The organism is Synechococcus sp. N5, from assembly GCF_900473925.1.
Taxonomy (GTDB): Bacteria; Cyanobacteriota; Cyanobacteriia; order PCC-6307; family Cyanobiaceae; genus Parasynechococcus.
On record NZ_UCNI01000006.1, the window covers coordinates 229,194 to 249,683 of the forward strand.

Below are 20,490 nucleotides of genomic sequence, written 5' to 3' on the forward strand. Positions count from 1 at the left end.
TCTAGAGTCGCCGATTGGCATCCCCCGCGCCATGCAGGACAAGCTCACCCTGATGATTCCGGGCCCGACCCCGGTGCCGGAAACGGTGCTGAAGGCCATGGGTCGTCACCCCATCGGCCACCGCAGCGGGGAGTTCCAGGCCATCGTGCGGCGCACCACCGCACAGCTCAAGTGGCTGCACCAGACGACAAGCGACGTGCTGGTGATCACCGGCAGCGGAACCGCCGCCATGGAAGCGGGAATCATCAACACCCTCAGCCGCGGCGACAAGGTGCTCTGCGGTGACAACGGCAAGTTCGGCGAACGCTGGGTCAAGGTGGCCCGCGCCTACGGACTGGATGTTGAGGTGATCAAGGCGAAGTGGGGCCAACCCCTCGATCCCGAAGCCTTCCGCTCAGCGCTGGAGGCCGACAGCGCTAGAGCGATCAAGGCCGTGATCCTCACCCACTCGGAAACCTCGACAGGGGTGATCAATGACCTGGAGAGTATTGCCCGTCACGTGAAGGCCCACGGCACGGCACTGACCCTGGCGGACTGCGTCACCAGCCTTGGCGCCACCAACGTCCCGATGGATGAATGGGGACTGGATGTGGTGGCATCAGGCGCACAGAAGGGCTACATGCTTCCACCGGGCCTGAGTTTTGTAGCCATGAGTGCACGGGCCTGGGAGGCCTATGAGCGCTCCGATCTGCCCAAGTTCTATCTGGATCTGGGCCCCTACCGGAAAACGGCGGCGAAGGACAGCAACCCCTTCACCCCGGCCGTGAACCTCTATTTCGGGCTGGAAGCTGCTCTGGAAATGATGCAGAAGGAAGGCCTGGAGGCGATTTTTGCCCGCCACGCCCGCCATCGCACCGCCGCCCAGGCAGGCATGAAAGCCATGGGCCTGCCCCTGTTTGCTGCCGAGGGTTGCGGCAGCCCGGCCATCACCGCAGTGGCCCCTGAAGGCATCGATGCCGAACAGTTGCGCAAAGCCGTGAAGGAGAAGTTCGACATTCTTCTGGCTGGAGGACAAGACCACCTGAAAGGTCAGGTGTTCCGCATCGGCCATCTCGGCTACGTCTGCGACCGGGATGTTCTGACCGCCGTCGCTGCGATCGAATCCACCCTTCAGTCCCTTGGTCTCCACAAAGGCAGCATGGGAGCAGGGGTTGCTGCAGCCTCCGCTGCTCTTAGCTAAAACACAGGTGGCGAGAGCGATCTCGCCCCTTTGCGGGTGTAATTCAGTGGTAGAATGTCAGCTTCCCAAGCTGAACGTCGCCGGTTCGAGTCCGGTCACCCGCTTGAACAAATTTCAAACGCTCATCAAGAACGAGACTTGACGAGCTGAAGAACCTGAGGCCCGGCAGATCCAGCACGGCGCTCGTGTTCCAGGGCCTGCAAGATCAACGAGCCCGCTTCATTAATGCGCCCATCTTCTGCGCAGTGGCGGGCCTTGATAAACAGAGCCTGGGCTGCTGATTCATGGTCCTGACGTTGTTGAGCAGCCGTCTCAGATTGTTTTGTTTTCGTAAGCGTCAGGGTCAACGTTCGAATTCCCTTATCAACAAAAGACTAGCTCTAATTGATATTTAGACCATCCCACACGCGATCTGCGCGATTGCCGATCAACCCCGTCGATTGCTTGGATTCCGATCAGGTACCCGGTTCCTCTGCATTGCCCCCCAGATCGGCAATCCGGTCCCGCAACTGCGAGCAACGGCGCTGATCACCTTTGGCTTCAGCGAGGGCAAGCGCGAATTCCAGCTTCTCGAGCTGATGACCACCTTCAAGGAAACCTGACCGGGTCCAGATGGTCATGCCATGCAAGGTGCGAGAGGCACAAACATTGGAGGCAGGGATGGTGGTCGCCATAGTTGCCTTTCTTTTTATTTTGGCACCGCACGCCACCCCTACGCGACATCGCGGCCCGCTTCTGTTTCGGCCTCCTGACCCCAGGCATGGTTCTGGGAGGACTCCTCAGCCATTTCAGGCTCTGGCATCGGAGCTGTGCTCTCCAGCAGCTCCCGCGTTTCCCGCAGCAGAGCTTCTACGCCCTCGAGAGTGGAGATCTCTTCGTCTGGAACAGTATTCAGATTCTGCTGCTGATGGCGCAGTTGGAGCTCGAGCGCTTCCTGACGCTGTTCCAGTTTCACCAAGCGCTGCGACAGAGCCGTGATGGTTTGAGCGAGATCTTCCGCTGTGCGGGTGATCCGAAAGGACACGGAGGACGTCATCACCGAAAGCTGATGGTTGCGCTGATGACAACACAGGTGCGCCGCTGTCTCAAGATCAAGCTGACATGACGCGATCGAGACCGATGCCTTCCTTGGCAACGCTGGCGCTGTACCTGCTGGCTGGAACCGCCATCGGACTGCTGGCTCTGTTCAGCGGCATTCCCGCCGCACCTCTGGCGGGAGCCTTGCTGGGTGCTGGCATTGTCAGCATGAGCGGCCAGCTGGAACCAGCCACATGGCCAGCGGGAACGCGCACGGTTCTGGAGATCGGCATCGGCACCGTGATCGGAACCGGCCTGACGCGAGCGTCCTTGGAGCAACTGCAACTTCTCTGGAAACCAGCGGTTCTGATCACCCTGGCGCTGGTGCTGACAGGACTGGTCGTCGGCCTCTGGACCAGCCGCTTGCTCGGCATTGATCCCGTCGTGGCCTTGCTGGGCGCTGCCCCGGGTGGCATCAGTGGCATGAGCCTGGTCGGTGCCGAATTCGGCGTCGGTGCCGCGGTGGCCGCCCTCCATGCCGTGCGGCTGATCACCGTGCTGCTGGTGCTGCCGTTGGTGGTGCGGCTGATCGTCCCCTCGACAGCTGGAAGCTGATCGATACCTTGGGACCAATCCACAATTGACGTCATGGGTCCCATCAGGTCATCGCTGGTTCTCTCCGCCGCGGCCCTGATCGGCGCTCTAAGCACCATGACCTCCCCCCTGCAAGCGGCCGAATCCACCGAAGAGAAGGGGGCCAAGATCTATTGCTTCATGCGGTCCAGCGGCAACGACCACGAGGTGAGCTGGAATGCCGCCTACGCCGTGATCAAGCGGCAGCGCAGCGGCGTGTTCAAAACATCCCCGGAGCATGCCTCGGTGATGATTACGGAAGCCGTCGTCCAGGACCCCGGCAATTTCCCCGACTGTGGCCAGTTCCTTGGTGATCTGTTCGGTGGGAACTCTCAACCAGCCACCGCTGCCGCCCTTGCAAACACCTCCACCTCCACCGAAAGCAGCGACGACACCACGCGCTACAGCTACTGAGCACTCAGGGCTTCTGGGGCTGATGCTTCTGGCTGCCGTGTTGGTGGCTGGCTGCCAGAGCAAGCAACCCGCGACGCCTGCCAACACACCGACGCCGCTCGTCTCCAGTTGCCTCAGCGGGTTCCGCATGGATGACCTTGAGCTGATGGTCAAACGATGTGATGAGGCCATCGAGCAGACACCGGATCAGGCCGATCTGCATCGCGACCGCGCCCTTGTCTTGACCCTGCTTGGCGATCAAGCCAAAGCCTGCGACGACGTCACAACGGCAGTGTCGCTGCTGAAGCGGTCGAGCCAGCCGGTCGATCCGATGCTGCAGCACGAACTCCAGGTGCGTCAGAGCAGCTGCAAACAATCCCGCACCATGGCGGGGAGTGATTGACGTTGCAGCGACAAGCGCCGGGGCCCCAGCAACACCTGAATCCGTTCCGCCTTGCTCGCCAACAAGCCATCCACCAGCTGGTCGGCTGCGCCGAGTTGCAGCCAATGGCAGGTCAGGCCATCTCCCATTCCCAGACGATGACAGCGGTCTTCGGCTTGGTCGAGATCGCCTGGCGTCCAGGGGCGTTCCAGCAACACCACATGACGGGCCCTGTGCAGGGTGAAGCCAAGGGCACCGGTGCCAAAGGTGGCCAACAGACAATCGTTCTGACCCTGCTGAAACCGATCCACACTCTCCTGGCGTTCAGCAGGGCGCTGGCGACCGCTTAACAACTCGCCGCCAAGGGTTTGCTGCAACAGCTGCAATGGAGCCACAAAGCCACTGAACAGCACCACAGCCTCGCCTTGCCGGCGCAGTGACTCCACCAACTGCCGGGCCGCCGGCAATTTGAATTCCGCAGCGATCTGGCGCATGGAGGTGAGCAGAGCCAGGTGCTCGGCATCCCGTCGCACCTCTCCGAGCTGAACCCGGCGCCGGTAGTCATCCAGCACCAGCTCGACACGATGGTCGAAACCTGTGAGCTCAGCCTCCGACAGCTCCACGGGGTGAAGACGCCGCTGCTTGGGAGGAAGGTCTACCACCTGCTGCTTGCGGCGATGCAGGATCAACGGTCGAGTCAAGCGCCGCAACTCCTCCAGCTGACTGGCGCCGGACGCCTGCCAGCGTTTACCGGTTCGACCCTCCCGCCAGTGTCCCTGGCAATACCGCTCTTCGAACTGGCGTTGATCCCGAGCAATTGGATGATCCATGGCCGCCAGCAGGGGATACAGCTGGGACGGGCGACCGTTCTTCATCGGGGTTCCCGTGAGCATCCAGATCGCCCGCAGACGGGGATGACGGGCCAGACGCAGCAAAGCGGTCGTGCGCTGCGCCTGAAGCGACTGGGCGTAGTGCGCTTCATCCACCACCAGGAGCGTCCCCGCTGGTGGCAGGGTGTCGGGAAGCCGAGCCCAGCTCACCAACTCAAGCTCAACCCCAAGGGCCTCTGATTCCCGGCGCCAGTGGGGATGCAGGCCGACGGGAGCCACCACCAGCAACCGCAGCTCAGCGCAACGCATCAGGGCACGGGCCGCCAACAGAGCTGTGAGGGTCTTCCCCAGCCCCATCTCATCGGCCAGAACGGCACCGCGACGGGCCAGGAGCCAGCGGACCCCGGAGCGCTGATGGCGCAGAGGCCGACGACCATCCTGCAGGACTTCGTCGAGATCCGCTGCAGCAACAAGGGTCCGATGCGGTGGCAGCGGTGGCAGCGGCTGCTGGCACCAGTCGAGCCACTGCTGCAGTGAGGAGGTGACGGGGAAACGGCGCCCCAGGGCCTGCTGAAGCGCATCGGCTGCGGCCAAGGGGAAATCCCAACCCTGGCCAGCACCGTTCCAACGCCCGCGTGGCTTGATCCGACGCAACTGGGACTGGGTCACCGCGTCAAAGGGGCTGACCACGCGAATCAGACCCGCTGGGGACAGATCCAGGCAACAGGTCAATGTGGGTTTTGACGCCACCAACAGGCCCCCACAAACAATCACCTTAGTGAACCCAGATCAGCGCGCAAGCATTGAGGTCAAGATTCACATCACAGGCTGAAAAATTATCGAAAATGCAGCGCTCGACACATTGACGGGCTTTTCGTTCAAGGCAGAATTCCCTCAACCGATGCATTCGGATGCATAGCAGGGACGCGGTTTTTCTCGACGAACTCTGTCCCAAATTACGCGTTCGAAGATGGCGACAGTCTCTTCACACTTTTACCGGCAAAAGTTGTATTTATTGCGGAAAACCTTCCGAATCAATTGATCACATTCACCCCCAGGCTAAAGGGGGTTCAAGCGTTACTGAAAACTGCGTACCGGCCTGCTTGTCCTGCAATGGCCGCAAATCGGACGCCGACGTTTTCTACTGGTACCGGCGACAGCGCTTCTATGACCCACGCCGCGCCATGGCAATTCGGGCCTGGATGGATGGCGACCTGCGACTCGCCGTCCGCCTGCTGCAGTGGGCCCAACCGGATCACCCCATCAACGAGGCGGACGACATCTCAATCGCAGCTCAGGCCGCCTGAGGCTCACCAAACCCGGCAGACATCCGAGGAGTGATGACGCTGGCAGATGGAGGCCTGAACACCCGGGTCTTCAGGGGCCAACACCACAGCACCGGCGAGCAGGGCAGCCGTCAGGATGGCCCGGAGCACGATGGGCCCGGAGCGGGAACGATGGAGAGCCGACGACGTCACGACAGTACATTTGATCTAATACAGGTGTACTGATGCTTGCTGATCTTGTCAAGCGGTCGCAGCCGCTGGCGACTGACGCCAAGCTGCTGGTGCTGGGCGGCGGATACAGCGGACGTTGTCTGGCCGGGCTGGCTCGAGCCCTGGGAACACCGGTGCTCTGCACCCGCCGTTCCCTCGACTCTGCCGAGGCGGATCTGCTCTTCGACAGCAACGGTCAGGACCAGCTCGACCCTGCTGCCCTGGAGGGCGTGACCCATCTGCTGTCCACCATCCCCCCGGATCGCGAAGGCAACGATCCGGTCTTGTTAAAGCTGCTGCCAACGCTCAGAAGCCTGCCGCTGCGCTGGGCGGGCTATCTCTCCACCACAGGGGTTTACGGCGATCGTCAGGGCGGTTGGGTGTCGGAACAGGACGACCCGGCACCAGCGCTGGACCGCAGCATGCGCCGCCTCAACTGCGAACAAGCTTGGTTGCGCTCAGGTCTGCCGATCCAGATTCTGCGTCTGCCAGGCATTTATGGACCGGGCCGGTCAGTGCTCAACGGCTTGCAGCAAGGGCGGGCCCGCTTGATCGACAAGCCTGGCCAGGTGTTCTGCCGCATCCATGTGGAAGACATCGCAGGGGCCTGCTGGCACCTGATGCATCGCGCCGGACAGGACGCTCCAGCAAGTCCGAGCAATGGAAGCATCGTGAATGTGGTGGATGACCTCCCGGCTCCCACCGCCGAACTGATGCAGTATGCGGCAGACCTGTTGGCTTGTGCCCTGCCGCCGCTGGAGCCATTCGACCAGATCGTGGAGAGCATGAGTCCAATGGCGCAGTCGTTCTGGAGCGAGAACCGCCGCGTCAGCAACCACAGGCTCTGCCATGAGCTCGGTTACGCGTTGCTGCATCCGAACTACCGCGTTGGGCTGCAGGATTGCCTGAACCAGGACAAACTCAATCCGTCTGACCTGCGTTCTCCCCCTCAATCAGCCAACGGTTGAAATCGAAACCCTCGGCGTCCTCAGGCAGGGATAGCTCCACATCCTCAAGGAAACGGGAGAGATGCAGTTCGATCCAGCCATTGCTCAGGCCAGCGGCCAATCCCACCAACAGACACCCCAGCAGCAGCAAACGCACCACAGCGATGGGCCCCCACGATTCCACGAACCCTAGGCATGAGCTGGTGATCGCTCTCGGCGATCCCGCGGGCATCGGCATGGAAGTGGTGCTCAAAGCCCTCGCCTCACCCACGGTCCCCCCAGAGCTCCAGCCCCTGCTGGTGGGTTGCCGACGCACGCTGATCAGCACCCACGCGCGACTGCAGCGGCAAACGAGCCACCCTCTTGCCAACCCCGCAGCCCTCAGGATCGACGACCAACCGCTGGAGGCCAGCGTTCAGCCAGGACAGCCCACCACCAGCGGAGCCGATGCGGGGTTTCACTGGCTGACCCGCGCCGTCGAACTGCTGCAGGAACGAGGGTCCCGCGCCCTGGTCACCGCGCCCATCGCCAAACACCTCTGGCATGCGGCCGGCCACCGCTATCCCGGGCAGACCGAACGCCTAGCTGAGTTGGCTGGACGCCAGCGCTCCTCAATGCTGTTCACGGCCGTCTCTCCAACCAGCGGCTGGCGCCTGAACACCTTGCTGGCCACCACCCACATCCCCCTCAGCCAGGTCCCTAAAGCGCTGACCCCAGACCTGGTACACCACAAACTGAACGTGCTGGAGGAGTTCTGTCGACGCTTCACGAGCACACCCCACCTGCGCATTGCCGGTCTGAATCCCCATGCCGGTGAAGCCGGTCAACTGGGCCACGAAGAAGCCGAATGGCTGCTGCCGCTGCTGGATCAATGGCGGAAGGACCATCCTCAGGTGCAGCTGGTGGGTCCCGTTCCTCCGGACACCTGCTGGATCAGCGCTGCTCGCGCTTGGCAGTCTCCAAACCAGCCTGGTCCTGACGGGATCCTGGCCCTGTATCACGACCAGGGGCTCATTCCCGTGAAGCTGCTGGCCTTCGACGCAGCGGTGAACACCACTTTGGAACTGCCGTTCCTACGCACCTCCCCCGACCACGGCACCGCCTTCGACATTGCAGGCCAAGGGATCGCCAGCCCTGAGAGCACGACGGCAGCCCTTCAGGCCGCCTGGGACCTGAGCTGACTCAGGCCGGCTTGACCCGCATCAGAACCTGACCGAATTCAACGGGCGTGCCGTTGTCGACCAGGATCTCCACCACTTCACCTCCAACCTCAGACTCCAGCTCGTTCATCAGCTTCATCGCCTCAAGGATGCAGACGGTCTGGCCGACGTTGATCCGGCTGCCCACCTCAACAAAGGCAGGTTCGCCCGGAGCGGGAGCGCGGTAGAAGGTGCCCACCATGGGAGCCGTGACTTCGAGCAGGTCACTGCGGGTTGCGGTGGATGCAGGCGGTGCAGCTGCAGGCTCGGCGGGCGCAACGGGCGCTGGTGCAGCAGCAACGGAAGCGGGCATGACCGGGGCCATGACGGCCTGGGCCGGCAGGTTGCGACGGATTTCCAGACGGAAATCGTCCCCTTCCAATCGGAACTCCTGGATGTCGCTCTCGCCGAGCGCTTCCAGCAAGCGGTGCAGTTGTTCGTGATCCAGCTGCATGGTCATCCGTTTTCGCGCCCGAGGTAACTGTCGTTGCGGGTGTCCACTTTGATCTTTTCTCCCACAGAAAGAAAGAGCGGAACCATCACTTGTGCACCGGTCTCAAGAATGGCGGGCTTGGTGCCACCGGTGGCGGTGTCGCCTTTGACGCCAGGGTCAGTTTCTCTGATCTCCAGAACCACGGAGTTGGGCAGTTCAACCTCGAGGGGGGTGTCGTTCCAGGACACCACGTTCACCTCCATACCCTCTTTGAGGTATTTGCGGCTCTCGCCGATCTGGTCGGCGCTGAGGCGGGTCTCCTCGTAGGTGGCCATGTCCATAAAGACATAGTCCTCACCTTCCATGTAGGTGTGCTGAAGCGAGGATTTCTCCAACATCGCCTGAGGAAGCATTTCCCCGGCGCGGAAGGTCTTCTCCACCACGTTGCCGGACTTCACCGCCTTGAGCTTGGTGCGCACGAAGGCAGATCCCTTGCCGGGCTTGACGTGCAAGAACTCGACAACACGCCAGACGGCCCCATCGATCTCAATCGTGGTGCCGGTGCGGAAGTCGTTACTGGAGATCATTCCCACCGAACGGTTCATCGGACTATACGGCTGTGCCAAAGTCCCGTCAGCACTGGGGTTCCCCCTTGGTCCATCAGCGTTTGAACGCCGTCCTTGCTCTTCTGATCAGCTTTGCTCTGATCACAATCGCCGCCCCTGCCTGGGCCGCATTGCCCCAGGGCAATGCTGTGAAGGACCCTGCCGCGATTCTTCGGGACGCGCTTCCCTTCGATCAGGACGACATCCGCGAACTGCAGCATCGGCTGGAACTCACCAGTGACGATCTGCGGGCCAAACGCTGGACAGCCCTCGGCAAGACGGTGTCACGCACTGAATCGCTGCTCAACACCCGCCGCGGCACCATCCTGAACGCGGTCCCTGAAGCCAAACGCGGTACGGCTGAAGCACTGTTTGAGCGCGTGGATCAGGGCCTTGAAGACCTCAAAGAGAAGGTCAAAGCCACCGACAAACCAGGCTTCATCGCCGATCGACGCCGGACGCTGAGCTTCATCGGTGATGTGGAGGCCCTGCTGGTGCCCGAAGGCTTTGAACGGGAGATCCCCGCAGACTTCGATGCACTGCCACGGCTGCAGGGACGAGCCACCCTCAACATCAGCACCACCCAGGGGGAGCTGACCGCCGTGGTGGATGGCTACAACGCCCCACTCACCGCAGGCGCCTTCGTGGATCTCGCCCTCAAGGGCTTCTATGACGGACTGCCCTTCATCCGGGCCGAAGACTTCTACGTGCTTCAGAGCGGTGATCCGGAAGGTCCGGAGATCGGCTACGTGGATCCCAAGACCAAGCAGGAGCGCCATGTGCCCCTGGAGATCCGCGTGCCGGGCGAAGACGACACGATCTACAACGAAACCTTTGAAGACGTGGGCCTGTTCATGGCCACACCAACCCTTCCGTTCGCAACCCTGGGCACCCTTGGCTGGGCCCATTCAGACCAGGCCCTCGACGACGGATCCTCGCAGTTCTTCATGTTTCTCTACGAGGCAGAGCTCACCCCGGCTGGTCTGAACCTCGTGGATGGCCGCAATGCAGCCTTCGGCTACGTGGTGGATGGATTAGATGTTGTGGAGGAATTGGGCGTCGATGACCGGATCACCGCCGTGAAGGTGGTGGAGGGAGCGGAGCAGCTCAAAGCCCACGCATGAGCCCGACCCTGGCGGAGCTGACTGAAGCGGAGCTGCTCAGGCGGCTGGCTCGCTTCGCTCCGCCCGATCAGCTCAGTGACGACACCGCAGCCCTGGCCGCAGACGCCCGACCGCTGCTGATCAACACCGACGTTCTGGTGGATGGCATCCATTTCAGCGATGCCACCACAACCGCCATGGATGTGGGCTGGCGCGCCGTTGCAGCCAACCTGTCCGACTTGGCCGCCAGTGGTGCCGTCGACATCGATGGAATCACCGTGGCCCTGGTCGCCCCAGGCCACACCCGTTGGGACTGGGTGGACGGGATGTATCAAGGCATCAGTGCCGCCTTGGGGCAATACGGCGGCGTTCTGCTGGGGGGTGACTGCTCCAAAGGAGAGCAGAGGCTGCTCTCGATCACGGCACTCGGCCGTCTCGGACCCCTGCGTCTGCATCGCAACGCAGCCCGCCCTGGCGATGTGCTGGTCACCAGTGGGCCCCATGGGCTCAGCCGACTGGGCCTCGCCCTCCTCCAGAACGATCCAAACGTGCGTGACATCGCTTTGTGCTCAACCCTGCGGGACCAGGCGATCACACGCCACCAACGCCCGACACCTCGGCTGAAGGACGTCCAGCTGCTGCTGGCCTGCAAACCGGAGCATCTGCCCTGGCGGGCTGGGGGAACCGACAGCAGCGACGGACTACTCTCTGCCGTCGCAGGTCTCTGCAGCAGCAGCGGCTGCGGAGCGGTGCTGCACAACGACCAGCTTCCAACGGCCAAAGGCTGGCCTGAGGGAGCTCGATGGACGGATTGGTGCCTCGCTGGAGGAGAGGACTTTGAGTTGGTGCTGAGCCTTCCCGAAGCCTGGGCCGATGCATGGCAGCGATGCGTCCCCGAAAGCCAGCGCATCGGCCAGATCAATGCTGAAGCGGGCGTCATCCGCTGGGCCCACAACCACGAGCCAGTGGACACAAACGGATTTGATCACTTCGGTCAGCCCTGAGCAGCCCTGAGCGACCCACTAAGCGACCGTGCCTGACCAAAAAAAAATCCCCCCAGGTCGGGAGGAATCAAAAAAGCGATCAATGGGCGATCATTTCCAGTTCTTGGCCACCACTTCGGCGAGGTCAACAACACGCTGGCTGTAGCCCCACTCGTTGTCGTACCAGGCCAGGATCTTCACAGCCTTGTCACCCATGGCGTAGGTGAGGTCGGCATCAAAGATGGTGGACTCGTTGGTGCCGGCGTAGTCGGTGGACACCAGGGGCAGATCGCTGTACTTGATGATCCCCTTCATGCCGTTCTCGGAAGCCGACTTGATGGCGGCCTTGATGTCGTCGACGCTGGCGGCGCGGGAGGGGCCGAAGGTGAGGTCAACAGCGGAGACGTTCGGGGTGGGAACGCGCATGGCGAAGCCGGTGAGCTTGCCCTTCACCTCGGGGTAAACCAGAGCCACGGCCTTGGCTGCACCGGTGGTGGTGGGAACCATGTTCAGAGCTGCAGCACGGGCGCGGCGCAGGTCGCGGTGGCTGTTGTCCAGGATCCGCTGATCGCCGGTGTAGCTGTGAATGGTGGTCATCAGACCCCAGTCGAGGCCGAAGTTCTGATCCAGAACCTTGACGATCGGTGCCAAGCAGTTGGTGGTGCAGCTGGCGTTGCTGAGGATATCCCAGTCTTCGTGGCGGTACTGGTCGTCGTTGACGCCCACAACGAAGGTGCCGACGCGATCACCCTTACCAGGGGCGGTGAGGATCACCTTCTTTGCGCCAGCCTGAATGTGCATGCTGGCCTTCTCATCGGTGTTGAACACACCGGTGGACTCGATCACCAGGTCAACGCCCCACTCCTTCCAGGGGCAGTTGAGGGGATTGCGGTCAGCGAAGAACTTGATCTCCTTACCGTCGACGAACATCGAGCTGTCTGTGGTCTTGATGTCCACGGAGGGATCGAGACGCCCAAGGATGGAGTCGTAGGTCAGCAGGTGAGCGCTGGTGGCGGGGTCGGACGTGGAGTTCATCCCCACGATTTCCAGGCCGGTGTCAGCACCCCGGCTGATCCATCCCCGCAGAACATTGCGACCGATCCGGCCGAATCCATTGATCGCAACGCGCAGGGTCATGGCAGAAGCGGCAAAGCCGCGCAAGGGTTTTGGCCGCCGATCATACAGAAATCAGCAGAAATACCTTGTTCCCCCCCGCTTCAATCAGCTCGATCCGGCCCTCAGCACGGCAGACAAGCAGCGGCAGCTGACTTATCTTTCTTCCGACTGAAGCCCTCCGTTGCCGCGCCTGCTCGACCGTCAGACACCAGTCCACTTCATCGGTGTCGGCGGAATTGGCATGTCGGCCTTGGCCCGGATTCTCGTTGACCGCGGTCACTTGGTCAGCGGATCGGATCCGCGTGACAATGCGACAACACAACAACTGAAGACCCTCGGAGTGAAGGTCTTCCGTCAGCAGGACGCCACCTGCATTGATGCCGTCACGGAAGCAACAGCCGCTGGCTCACCGGTGGTGGTGGTCAGCACAGCCATCCCTGAGAGCAATCCGGAACTGCAGCGGGCCCGACAGCAGGGGCTGGAGATCTGGCATCGCTCCGATCTCCTGGCGGCGTTGATCGAGCAGCAACCCTCCATCGCAGTGGCCGGCAGCCACGGCAAAACCACCACCAGCACCTTGATCACCACCTTGCTGCTGGAGGCCGATCAGGACCCAACAGCTGTGATTGGAGGCATCGTCCCCAGCCTCGGCAGCAATGGTCACGCCGGCCAGGGAAAGCTGCTCGTGGCCGAGGCGGATGAATCCGACGGGTCCCTGGTGAAGTTCAGCCCCAGCCTGGGGGTGATCACCAACCTGGAACTGGATCACACCGATCACTACTCCAGCCTCGACGAGCTGATCTCCACCCTGCAACGCTTCGCAGGGGGTTGCGATCGCGTGCTGGCCAATCACGACTGCCCGATCCTGCAGGAACACTTCCAGCAAACGGCCTGGTGGTCCAACCAGAGCGCCGAATCCGTTGACTTCGCCGCCCTGCCCTTGAGCCTTGAAGGCGATCGCTGCGTCGCCCGTTTCTATGAAGCCGGCCACCCCGTCGGCGACTTCACCCTGCCGATGGCCGGGCTGCACAACCTGAGCAATGCCACAGGCGCCTTGGCCGCCTGCCGCATGGAAGGTCTCCCCTTTGACCAATTGGTGGAGGGCCTCGCTGGCCTGAAAGCACCGGGCCGCCGATTTGATCTTCGAGGCACCTGGAAGGGCCGTCACATCGTTGATGACTACGCCCACCATCCCAGTGAGGTGCAGGCAACCCTTGAGATGGCACGCCTGATGGTGCGCAGCGGCCGCAGTCCGCTCCCCACAGCACCACAACGGCTCCTGGCGGTGTTCCAGCCGCACCGCTACAGCCGCACCAGGCAGTTCCTCGATGGCTTCGCCAAAGCCCTACAGAACTGTGATCTGCTGCTGCTGGCTCCCGTCTATCCCGCAGGCGAGCAACCGCTGCAGGGCATCAGCAGCAACGCCCTGGCGGATCGGGTGCGCCAGCTGAAACCGAATCTTGAAATCGCCGTCGCAGACAACCTCGATCAACTCACCGAGCTGGTGATTCAGCACAGCCGCGAGAACGATCTTGTTCTGGCCATGGGTGCTGGCGACGTGAATGGACTGTGGTCAAGGCTGACGTCATGACCCAGCAGTGTGATGCCCGCCTACCGCAGGCCCGAGTCAAGCTGGCGGACTACACCACCTGGCGGGTGGGAGGAGCAGCCGAATGGCTGGCCGAACCCGCCAGCCTTGAGGAAACTCAGGCCTGGATCGAATGGGCCGCTCACCAAGGCATGCCCTGCCGCGTCATCGGCGCTGGGTCGAACCTGCTGATTCACGATGACGGCCTGCCGGGGCTCTCGCTCTGTCTGCGCAAACTTCAGGGGCTGCAGCTTGATGCCACCACGGGGACCGTTGAGGTGCTCGCCGGCGAACCGATCCCGTCACTGGCAAGACGCGCTGCCCGCGCTGGATTACATGGTCTGGAGTGGTCGGTTGGCATCCCGGGAACCGCTGGCGGTGCGGCTGTGATGAATGCAGGAGCCCAGGGAGGCTGCACAGCGGAATGGCTGGAGTCGGTGCGGGTCATGCCCATGGAAGGGGGCAACTGCTTTGAGCTGCAGCGGGATCAACTGGACTTCGCCTACCGGCACAGCCGTCTTCAAGACGACAACCTCGTGGTGTTGTCGGCACGATTCCGCTTGCAGCCCGGTCACGATCCGGATGAACTGAAGCGGGTCACCACGGCGAACCTCAGTCACCGCACCACCACGCAGCCCTACCAACAACCCAGCTGTGGCAGTGTTTTCCGCAATCCCGAACCGCTCAAGGCCGGACGGCTGATCGAAGAGCAAGGACTGAAGGGAACCCGGATCGGCGGCGCCGAAATCTCAACCGTGCATGCCAATTTCATCGTCAACACCGGTGATGCCGAGGCGAAGGACATCGCCCAGTTGATCCAGCTGGTGCAGGACCGCATCGAAGCCGAACACGGAATCCGTCTGCACCCCGAAGTGAAGCGGCTGGGATTCGCTTCGGCGGCTTAACCTTCCGGCTCCCACAGGATCGCCATGGCAGGGTTCGGACTCCCCAATTTCGGCCAGCTCACCGAAGCCTTCAAGAAGGCTCAGGAGATTCAGCAGAACGCTCAGGCCCTGCAGGACGAACTGGACGGGATGGAGATCGAAGGCAAGAGCAGCGATGGCCGCGCCAGCGTTTGGCTGTCGGGCAACCAGCAACCTCTGCGGGTACGACTGGACCCAGCCCTGCTGCAGGAGGGCCAACAGGCCAGCGAAACGGCCACCCTTGAAGCTCTGCAGGCGGCCTATGAGCAATCCACCGCCACGATGAAGGGCCGGATGGAAGAACTCACCGGTGGCCTGAATCTCAACCTCCCCGGGATGGGCGGCTGAGGCTGCTCTGCTCGATCAACGCGGCCTTGTACAGGGCATAGCGTTCCCAGTCCGTGGATACACCGCAGCCGGGCTCACCGCGATGCAGGCAGTCGCGGAAACGACAGGGCCAGGGATCAAGTTGCTGCCGCAGCTCAGGAAAGAGAACCCCCAGTTCCTGGGGGTCATCAGGCAGATCGGGGCGGTTGAACCCGGGGGTATCAGCCACCCTCGCGCTCGGCCCCAGGGGAAACAGCTCAACGTGGCGGGTGGTGTGGCGCCCGCGCTGCAGTCGACCAGACACCGCCGCCGTACGCAGTTGAAGGTCAGGGCGCAACTGGTTCAGCAGGCTGCTCTTGCCCACCCCAGAAGGCCCACACAGCACCGAAAGCTGCGCACCAGCCAAACGCTGCCGTAAAGCATCAATGCCCGTTCCGGCTGCACTGGACAACGCCAGCGGGTCATAGCCCCACCCTTTCAACCGGGTCACCAGCCGCTCGAGCGCTGCACCTGAAAGAAGGTCTGTCTTGGTGAGCAGCAGGATCACCTCCAGCCCGGTCCGTTCCGCCGTCAACAGAAAGCGACTGGCCTGATCAGGGTCAAAACTGGGCTGTTCCACTGCCAACACCACAGCCACCAAGGAGACGTTGGCCACCGGTGGGCGTGTGAGAAAACTGTGGCGTGGCTCGACCTCGGCCACCACGGCACGCCCCTGGCCTGGATCAATCGCCTCGACGCGAACCCGATCGCCCACATAAACGGCTTCACCCCGATGGCTGAGCCGGGTGCGACGGGTGCAGAGCAGCCGCCCTGGGCATCCATCAGGTGCGACATCCAGCTCCACCTCCAGGTAGTTGGCCTGGAGCGCCACCACCATCCCGGATGCCACCGAACGGCAGGTGTCAGCCACCGCAGATCACCTCGATGGTGATGGCATCCGGCGTTTGATCAATGCACTCCACACGATGGCCTGCATCCCTCAGACCTGGAAGAACCATGGCCTCAGGCTCACCCCGATCGAGACAGACCTCCAGACAATCACCGCTGCTCATCTGCTCGAGGGTGAGCTTGCAGCGAATGAAATTCACCGGACAGGGCGTTCCCCGCAGATCCAGGGAACGCCTGCTCATCCCTTCTGACCGAACAAGCGAGCGAACAGACCACTGTTGTGGTGGTGGTGTTGCTTGCCGCGGGCGGAATGGTGACCCGCCAACTGCTCGAGGAGCTCCCGCTCCACATCACTGATCCGCTTCGGCAGATCCACGGTGACCGTCACGCGCTGATCGCCCCGTGCCACTGGATTCCCGAGCTTGGGAATGCCCAGGTTCGGCAGGGTGAGCACCGTGCCGGGCTGGGTGCCGGCGGGGATGTCCAGCTCCTTGCTGCCATCCACGGTTTCTACCTCAATGGTGTCGCCAAGAATCGCCTGGAGGTAGCTGACCTTGATCTCCGAGAAGATATTCAGGCCATCCCGCTGCAAGCGCGGGTGATTGCGAACGGTGAGGAACACGTAAAGGTCACCGGACGGGCCTCCCCGGGGTCCGGCGTTGCCTTCACCGGTCACACGAAGCCGTGTTCCGGTGTCCACCCCGGCAGGGATGTTGATCCGCAGCTTCTTGCGCACCTGTTTGACACCCTGGCCACCACAGGACGCGCAGGGATCCGAAATCACCTGGCCCGTGCCTCCACAGTTGGGGCACTCGGCGACCTGAGTGAAACTGCCAAAGGGAGTTCGGGTGGCACGGCGCACCTGCCCGGCGCCGCCACAGGTGCCGCAGGTGGTGGGTCCACTGCCCGCTTTGGCACCGCTGCCGCCGCAGGTGTCGCAGGTCTCCAGATGCGGGATCTTGATCTCCTGCTCCTGACCGAACACCGCCTGCTCGAAATCAATCGTCAGGTCGTAACGAAGGTCATCCCCCTGCTGAGGGCCCTGACGCCGCGGCCGACCAGCTCCAGCACCACCAGGGCCACCGAAGCCCTGGAAAAACGTCTCGAACAGATCCGCAAATCCGCCCATGTCCCCCATGTCGGGGGCACCGGCCGCACCACCAAGTCCGGCTTCACCGAACTGGTCATAACGGGCCCTGGTCTGGGGATCACTAAGCACCTCGTAGGCGCGGCCGATTTCCTTGAAACGATCTTCAGCTCCCGGATCCTTGTTGATGTCGGGGTGGTACTGACGCGCCATGCGCCGATAAGCGCGCTTGAGGCTGTCGGGATCCACATCCCGGCTGACGCCGAGCAGGTCGTAGAAGTCGGCCATCAGGCCTCCTCCGCCGTCTGATCCGGTGCCGCTGCGGCCTCAGCAGGCGCTGACGCCGGATCGGATGGTCCTGGACCCATCGACACCTTCACCATGGCGTGGCGCAGCACACGCCCGTCGCGGTGGTAGCCGCGCTGAAGCTCCTCGCACACCACATCCTCAGCGAACTCGCTGCTTTCCTCCCGGAGCACGGCCTCATGCAGATTGGGATCGAACTCCTGGCCAACCACTTCCATGCGGGCCACCCCCTGCTGCTTCAGCACCTCCACCAATTGCTTGTACAAACCCTGGTAACTGCGGTGCAGCGCCTGGGCCTCCTCACCTTCAGGATTCAGCTGCTGACGGGCCCGCTCGAAGTTGTCGACGACGGGCAGGATCTCCGTGAGGGTCGAGCAGACCAGCTGCTGACGCATGTCGTCCTGGTCGCGGCTCTGGCGCTTGCGGAAGTTGTCGAAATCCGCCGCAATGCGCATGTATTGGCTGTTGAGCGTCTCGTGCTCCTGCTTCAACGCGCTCAACTCCTGCTCGAGCTGCTGCATCCGATCCGCCGGATCCACCGCTGCAGGAGCCTGTTCAGACGTCACCTCGGGCGCATCAGGAGCGGACTCCGGCGTGGCTGGAACAGCACCAGACTCAACGGTCTGGTCCTGCTCTGGGGTGGAGGCGTCGCCGCTCATGCTGACCGTTCAGGGATTGCTGTCTAGACATGTTGAAGGGCAACGCTTACCTCCCACAAGCTGCGGAAGCCCGCACCTCGGTCGCCATCGATAACTCTGACGCTGCCCACCCCCGATGCCGGCGACACGGCACGGCAGCGTTTCGCCCTTGAATTGCTGTTGCAGCAACTGGTTCCGGGCCCAGAGCAACTGCTGGCAAGCCGCAAGCTGCTCAGCGACGCCCTCCCGGACGTCAGCCCGAAAGCGACAGCTCAGTCCTACCGGATCTTCAGTTCGCTCACGCGGGCCGGTGTGCCGATCCTGATGTCGATGGAGATCTCGAGCGAAACCACCGGCAACGCGATCATTTCCGATGCCATCCTTGCCTCGCGGGGCATGGTTCAGGAGGGGGTGCTCCTGAGCAATGCGCTGATCCGTCAGAAGGTGCTGCCCGACATGGCCCTGAACAAGCTGGCCATCGGCGAGGAAACCGGTGAGATGGACAAAATGCTCAGCAAGGTGGCGGACTTCTACGAAGACGAAGTCGGCGCCACGGTCAAGGCGCTCACCTCGATGCTCGAGCCCGCGATGATTGTGGTGGTGGGCGGAATCGTGGGATCCATCCTGCTGGCGATGTACCTGCCGATGTTCACCGTGTTTGATCAGATCCAGTGAGCACTGCAGCGATGGCCTGGCCCGCCAGCCAACCACCGCTCCAGCAAGCCTGAAAGTTGAAACCGCCGGTCACCCCATCCACATCCAGCAGTTCACCCGCCAGGTAAAGACCGGGACAGCGGCGGCTCTCCATCGTGGCCAGGTTGACCTCTCCCAAGGCGACACCGCCGGCGGTGACGAACTCCTCCCCAAAGGGTCCACGTCCCTGGATCGGTACACTCTGTGCACAGAGCAGCTCCACCAATCGACGCTCCGCCTTGATCGGCAGATCCGCCCAACGGCGCTCTGTCTCGACCCCAGCCATGGTCAAAAAGGCTTGCCACAACCGCCGCGGCAAATGTTCGAAGGGCTTCGCGGCTGCAAGGGTTCGCCGGGCCTGCTCCTGTCGCCATTGCTGAAACCGCTCGGTCAGCCCCGACCGTCCCAACCCTGCGCTCCAATCCAACTTCAGCTCACCCTTGTAGCGGTTCTGATGCAGGGCCCTGGCGGCAAAGGCTGAGAGGCGCAACGTGGCGGGTCCACTCAAACCACGGTGGGTGATCAGCACCCGCCCGGTCTGGCGGAAGCGCTGATCGCCCAGCTTGAGATCAAGGCCCACATCGTCGATGGCAATGCCACTGCAGGCCGACAGGGCCGATGCCTGTAGGGCAAGGCTGAACAGCGATGGCACCGGCGGCACCACCTGGTGGCCAAGGGCTGCCGCCAGGTTTCGGCCACTGGGATGCCCCCCCGTGGCCAGCATCAAGCAGCCTCCATGCAAAGGCTCGAGGCCGCGGCCCTCGAGCACAAACCCCCCCTCGGGGTGAACGCGCACCTGCTGAACCATCGCCTTCGTGCGCAGCTGGACACCCGAAGCCCTTGCCGCCTTCTGCAGGCACTGAATCACGGCCTCAGAACGGTTCTGCTGCGGAAACATCCGTCCATCGGGTTCCTCCACCAGCGTGAGCCCATGCTCGTCAAACCAGGCGATCGCATCGCCGCAGGCGAAGCGACTGAAGAGACCCCGCAGGGGTCGACTGCCACGGGGGTAATTGGTCGCCAGTTCACAGGGGTCCCAGCAGGCATGGGTCACATTGCAGCGACCGCCACCGCTGATGCGCACCTTCTGGAGGGGCTCAGGGGTGCCTTCCAGCACCAGCACCTCCCGAACCCCCTGCTCAGCGGCAGTGATCGCCGCCATGTAGCCGGCAGGACCACCGCCAACAACAATCAGATCAAGCGGGCTGAAAGCGGAGGGCGACACCGTTGTTGCAGTAGCGCTTGCCGGTGGGTCGCGGTCCGTCATTGAACACGTGGCCCTGGTGCCCACCACAACGGCTGCAGTGGTATTCCGTGCGCGGCAGAATCAACTTGAAATCTACTTTCGTGGCGATGGCTCCATCCAGGGGCTGCCAGAAGCTGGGCCAGCCGGTGCCGCTGTCGAATTTGGCCTCCGACGAAAACAAGGCTGCATCACAACCAGCGCAGTGATAGGTGCCGGAACGCTTCTCCTCACTGAGCGGACTAGTGAACGGGCGTTCGGTCCCCTCATTGCGCAACACGTCATAGGCCTGGGGAGACAACCGCTCACGCCACTGGTCGGCATTGAGATCCCACGAGGGATCGCCAGCTTTGGATGCGGCCAGCACAGGCTGAGGTCTCCAGAGACTGCCAAACACCCCTGCAATTGCCGCCAACAGCAACGATCGACGGGACAGAACAGCGGCACTCAAGCTCATCGATGCTGAAGCGGGAATCTCGG

Annotated in this window: 27 protein-coding genes, 1 tRNA gene and 1 pseudogene; 15 read left to right on the top strand and 14 right to left on the bottom strand. The window is 62.6% G+C overall.

The genetic code is table 11. From position 1 onward, the window contains the following. Positions 1 to 31 precede the first annotated feature (31 nt). Both DXY03_RS06570 and DXY03_RS06575 read left to right on the top strand, forming a co-directional pair. On the top strand, positions 32 to 1,180 hold the full coding sequence (locus DXY03_RS06570; RefSeq protein ID WP_115009699.1) for an alanine--glyoxylate aminotransferase family protein: 1,149 nt from the start codon (positions 32 to 34) through the stop codon (positions 1,178 to 1,180). Positions 1,181 to 1,212: 32 nt separating this feature from the next. Further along, positions 1,213 to 1,284 (top strand) — tRNA-Gly (locus DXY03_RS06575). Between the two features lie 351 nt (positions 1,285 to 1,635). Here DXY03_RS06575 and DXY03_RS12255 read toward each other — a convergent pair. Together DXY03_RS12255 and DXY03_RS06590 are read right to left on the bottom strand one after the other, a co-directional pair. Next, a complete protein-coding gene (locus DXY03_RS12255) occupies positions 1,636 to 1,854 on the bottom strand; it encodes a hypothetical protein (protein ID WP_115009700.1) in 219 nt (72 codons plus the stop codon). Positions 1,855 to 1,892: 38 nt separating this feature from the next. Beyond that, entirely contained in the window at positions 1,893 to 2,216 is a 324-nt protein-coding gene (locus DXY03_RS06590; RefSeq protein ID WP_115009701.1) for a chemotaxis protein, read from the bottom strand. 83 nt (positions 2,217 to 2,299) lie between these two features. On the opposite strand from DXY03_RS06590, the gene DXY03_RS06595 reads away from it, so the two are divergent. Genes DXY03_RS06595 through DXY03_RS06605 form a run of 3 tightly spaced genes read left to right on the top strand, consistent with a single transcriptional unit; the run spans position 2,300 to position 3,626 of the window. Then, positions 2,300 to 2,812 carry an AbrB family transcriptional regulator gene (locus DXY03_RS06595; protein WP_114988843.1) on the top strand — a complete coding sequence of 171 codons (513 nt, stop codon included), beginning with the start codon at positions 2,300 to 2,302 and terminating at the stop codon, positions 2,810 to 2,812. 33 nt (positions 2,813 to 2,845) lie between these two features. Next, positions 2,846 to 3,244, top strand: coding sequence for a DUF6554 family protein (locus DXY03_RS06600; RefSeq protein WP_115009702.1), 399 nt, complete (start codon positions 2,846 to 2,848; stop codon positions 3,242 to 3,244). 22 nt (positions 3,245 to 3,266) lie between these two features. Then, the gene (locus DXY03_RS06605) at positions 3,267 to 3,626 is read left to right on the top strand and encodes a hypothetical protein (protein ID WP_244272338.1); all 360 of its coding nucleotides are present in this window, start codon (positions 3,267 to 3,269) and stop codon (positions 3,624 to 3,626) included. Here the strand turns inward: DXY03_RS06605 and DXY03_RS06610 are convergent. Beyond that, positions 3,581 to 5,131: a DEAD/DEAH box helicase gene (locus DXY03_RS06610; RefSeq protein ID WP_244272359.1), complete on the bottom strand. Its 1,551-nt coding sequence runs from the start codon at positions 5,129 to 5,131 to the stop codon at positions 3,581 to 3,583. The genes DXY03_RS06605 and DXY03_RS06610 overlap by 46 nt on opposite strands. Before the next feature lie 215 nt (positions 5,132 to 5,346). Between DXY03_RS06610 and DXY03_RS06615 the strand changes: the two genes are divergently transcribed. Continuing rightward, positions 5,347 to 5,742, top strand: coding sequence for an HNH endonuclease (locus tag DXY03_RS06615; protein ID WP_115009703.1), 396 nt, complete (start codon positions 5,347 to 5,349; stop codon positions 5,740 to 5,742). Between the two features lie 3 nt (positions 5,743 to 5,745). On the opposite strand, the gene DXY03_RS06620 is transcribed toward DXY03_RS06615, so the two are convergent. Beyond that, on the bottom strand, positions 5,746 to 5,913 hold the full coding sequence (locus DXY03_RS06620; protein ID WP_244272339.1) for a hypothetical protein: 168 nt from the start codon (positions 5,911 to 5,913) through the stop codon (positions 5,746 to 5,748). Positions 5,914 to 5,945: 32 nt separating this feature from the next. Here DXY03_RS06620 and DXY03_RS06625 point away from each other — a divergent pair, with 32 nt between their 5' ends. Continuing rightward, positions 5,946 to 6,899 carry an SDR family oxidoreductase gene (locus DXY03_RS06625; protein ID WP_115009705.1) on the top strand — a complete coding sequence of 318 codons (954 nt, stop codon included), beginning with the start codon at positions 5,946 to 5,948 and terminating at the stop codon, positions 6,897 to 6,899. On the opposite strand, the gene DXY03_RS06630 is transcribed toward DXY03_RS06625, so the two are convergent. Further along, positions 6,853 to 7,062, bottom strand: a complete 210-nt coding sequence (locus tag DXY03_RS06630; RefSeq protein WP_244272340.1) for a hypothetical protein — start codon at positions 7,060 to 7,062, stop codon at positions 6,853 to 6,855. The genes DXY03_RS06625 and DXY03_RS06630 overlap by 47 nt on opposite strands. On the opposite strand from DXY03_RS06630, the gene pdxA reads away from it, so the two are divergent. After that, positions 7,043 to 8,059 (top strand): 4-hydroxythreonine-4-phosphate dehydrogenase PdxA, encoded by a 1,017-nt coding sequence (gene pdxA / locus DXY03_RS06635; protein ID WP_115009707.1) that lies wholly within the window; start codon positions 7,043 to 7,045, stop codon positions 8,057 to 8,059. The two genes, DXY03_RS06630 and pdxA, sit on opposite strands and share 20 nt — an antisense overlap. Position 8,060: 1 nt before the next feature. Here pdxA and accB read toward each other — a convergent pair whose 3' ends face one another. Together accB and efp are read right to left on the bottom strand one after the other, a co-directional pair. Further along, positions 8,061 to 8,537 carry an acetyl-CoA carboxylase biotin carboxyl carrier protein gene (gene accB / locus DXY03_RS06640; RefSeq protein ID WP_115009708.1) on the bottom strand — a complete coding sequence of 159 codons (477 nt, stop codon included), beginning with the start codon at positions 8,535 to 8,537 and terminating at the stop codon, positions 8,061 to 8,063. After that, positions 8,534 to 9,097: an elongation factor P gene (efp, locus tag DXY03_RS06645; protein WP_115009709.1), complete on the bottom strand. Its 564-nt coding sequence runs from the start codon at positions 9,095 to 9,097 to the stop codon at positions 8,534 to 8,536. Before efp ends, accB begins: the two co-directional genes overlap by 4 nt. 32 nt (positions 9,098 to 9,129) lie before the next feature. On the opposite strand from efp, the gene DXY03_RS06650 reads away from it, so the two are divergent. Then, a complete protein-coding gene (locus DXY03_RS06650) occupies positions 9,130 to 10,239 on the top strand; it encodes a peptidylprolyl isomerase (protein ID WP_244272341.1) in 1,110 nt (369 codons plus the stop codon). Then, positions 10,236 to 11,222, top strand: coding sequence for a thiamine-phosphate kinase (gene thiL / locus DXY03_RS06655; RefSeq protein WP_115009710.1), 987 nt, complete (start codon positions 10,236 to 10,238; stop codon positions 11,220 to 11,222). Before DXY03_RS06650 ends, thiL begins: the two co-directional genes overlap by 4 nt. A gap of 90 nt (positions 11,223 to 11,312) precedes the next feature. Here thiL and gap read toward each other — a convergent pair whose 3' ends face one another. After that, positions 11,313 to 12,338: a type I glyceraldehyde-3-phosphate dehydrogenase gene (gene gap, locus DXY03_RS06660; RefSeq protein ID WP_115009711.1), complete on the bottom strand. Its 1,026-nt coding sequence runs from the start codon at positions 12,336 to 12,338 to the stop codon at positions 11,313 to 11,315. Here gap and DXY03_RS12260 point away from each other — a divergent pair. The 4 genes from DXY03_RS12260 to DXY03_RS06675 are packed head-to-tail and all read left to right on the top strand — an operon-like array spanning position 12,337 to position 15,176. Further along, positions 12,337 to 12,489 carry a hypothetical protein gene (locus DXY03_RS12260; protein WP_170951323.1) on the top strand — a complete coding sequence of 51 codons (153 nt, stop codon included), beginning with the start codon at positions 12,337 to 12,339 and terminating at the stop codon, positions 12,487 to 12,489. The two genes, gap and DXY03_RS12260, sit on opposite strands and share 2 nt — an antisense overlap. Positions 12,490 to 12,498: 9 nt before the next feature. Beyond that, complete coding sequence (gene murC / locus DXY03_RS06665; RefSeq protein ID WP_115009712.1) at positions 12,499 to 13,908, top strand: UDP-N-acetylmuramate--L-alanine ligase; 1,410 nt, start codon at positions 12,499 to 12,501, stop codon at positions 13,906 to 13,908. Beyond that, entirely contained in the window at positions 13,905 to 14,810 is a 906-nt protein-coding gene (gene murB, locus DXY03_RS06670; RefSeq protein WP_115009713.1) for a UDP-N-acetylmuramate dehydrogenase, read from the top strand. The genes murC and murB overlap by 4 nt, the downstream gene beginning before the upstream one ends. Positions 14,811 to 14,834: 24 nt before the next feature. Beyond that, positions 14,835 to 15,176, top strand: coding sequence for a YbaB/EbfC family nucleoid-associated protein (locus tag DXY03_RS06675; protein ID WP_011363068.1), 342 nt, complete (start codon positions 14,835 to 14,837; stop codon positions 15,174 to 15,176). Here DXY03_RS06675 and rsgA read toward each other — a convergent pair. Genes rsgA through grpE form a run of 4 tightly spaced genes read right to left on the bottom strand, consistent with a single transcriptional unit; the run spans position 15,151 to position 18,095 of the window. Further along, a complete protein-coding gene (gene rsgA, locus DXY03_RS06680; protein ID WP_170952012.1) occupies positions 15,151 to 16,032 on the bottom strand; it encodes a ribosome small subunit-dependent GTPase A in 882 nt (293 codons plus the stop codon). The two genes, DXY03_RS06675 and rsgA, sit on opposite strands and share 26 nt — an antisense overlap. Before the next feature lie 25 nt (positions 16,033 to 16,057). Further along, a complete protein-coding gene (locus DXY03_RS06685; RefSeq protein WP_114988831.1) occupies positions 16,058 to 16,285 on the bottom strand; it encodes a sulfurtransferase TusA family protein in 228 nt (75 codons plus the stop codon). Then, the gene (dnaJ, locus tag DXY03_RS06690) at positions 16,282 to 17,418 is read right to left on the bottom strand and encodes a molecular chaperone DnaJ (protein ID WP_115009715.1); all 1,137 of its coding nucleotides are present in this window, start codon (positions 17,416 to 17,418) and stop codon (positions 16,282 to 16,284) included. Before dnaJ ends, DXY03_RS06685 begins: the two co-directional genes overlap by 4 nt. After that, a complete protein-coding gene (gene grpE / locus DXY03_RS06695; RefSeq protein WP_115009716.1) occupies positions 17,418 to 18,095 on the bottom strand; it encodes a nucleotide exchange factor GrpE in 678 nt (225 codons plus the stop codon). The genes dnaJ and grpE overlap by 1 nt, the downstream gene beginning before the upstream one ends. 243 nt (positions 18,096 to 18,338) lie before the next feature. Here grpE and DXY03_RS06700 point away from each other — a divergent pair. After that, positions 18,339 to 18,749, top strand: a pseudogene (locus DXY03_RS06700) (type II secretion system F family protein); the annotation flags it as partial. Here the strand turns inward: DXY03_RS06700 and DXY03_RS06705 are convergent. Both DXY03_RS06705 and msrB read right to left on the bottom strand, forming a co-directional pair. Beyond that, the gene (locus DXY03_RS06705; RefSeq protein WP_115009717.1) at positions 18,724 to 19,992 is read right to left on the bottom strand and encodes an NAD(P)/FAD-dependent oxidoreductase; all 1,269 of its coding nucleotides are present in this window, start codon (positions 19,990 to 19,992) and stop codon (positions 18,724 to 18,726) included. The pseudogene DXY03_RS06700 and the gene DXY03_RS06705 overlap by 26 nt on opposite strands. Continuing rightward, positions 19,964 to 20,467, bottom strand: a complete 504-nt coding sequence (gene msrB / locus DXY03_RS06710) for a peptide-methionine (R)-S-oxide reductase MsrB (RefSeq protein WP_115009718.1) — start codon at positions 20,465 to 20,467, stop codon at positions 19,964 to 19,966. The genes DXY03_RS06705 and msrB overlap by 29 nt, the downstream gene beginning before the upstream one ends. Positions 20,468 to 20,490: the final 23 nt, after the last annotated feature.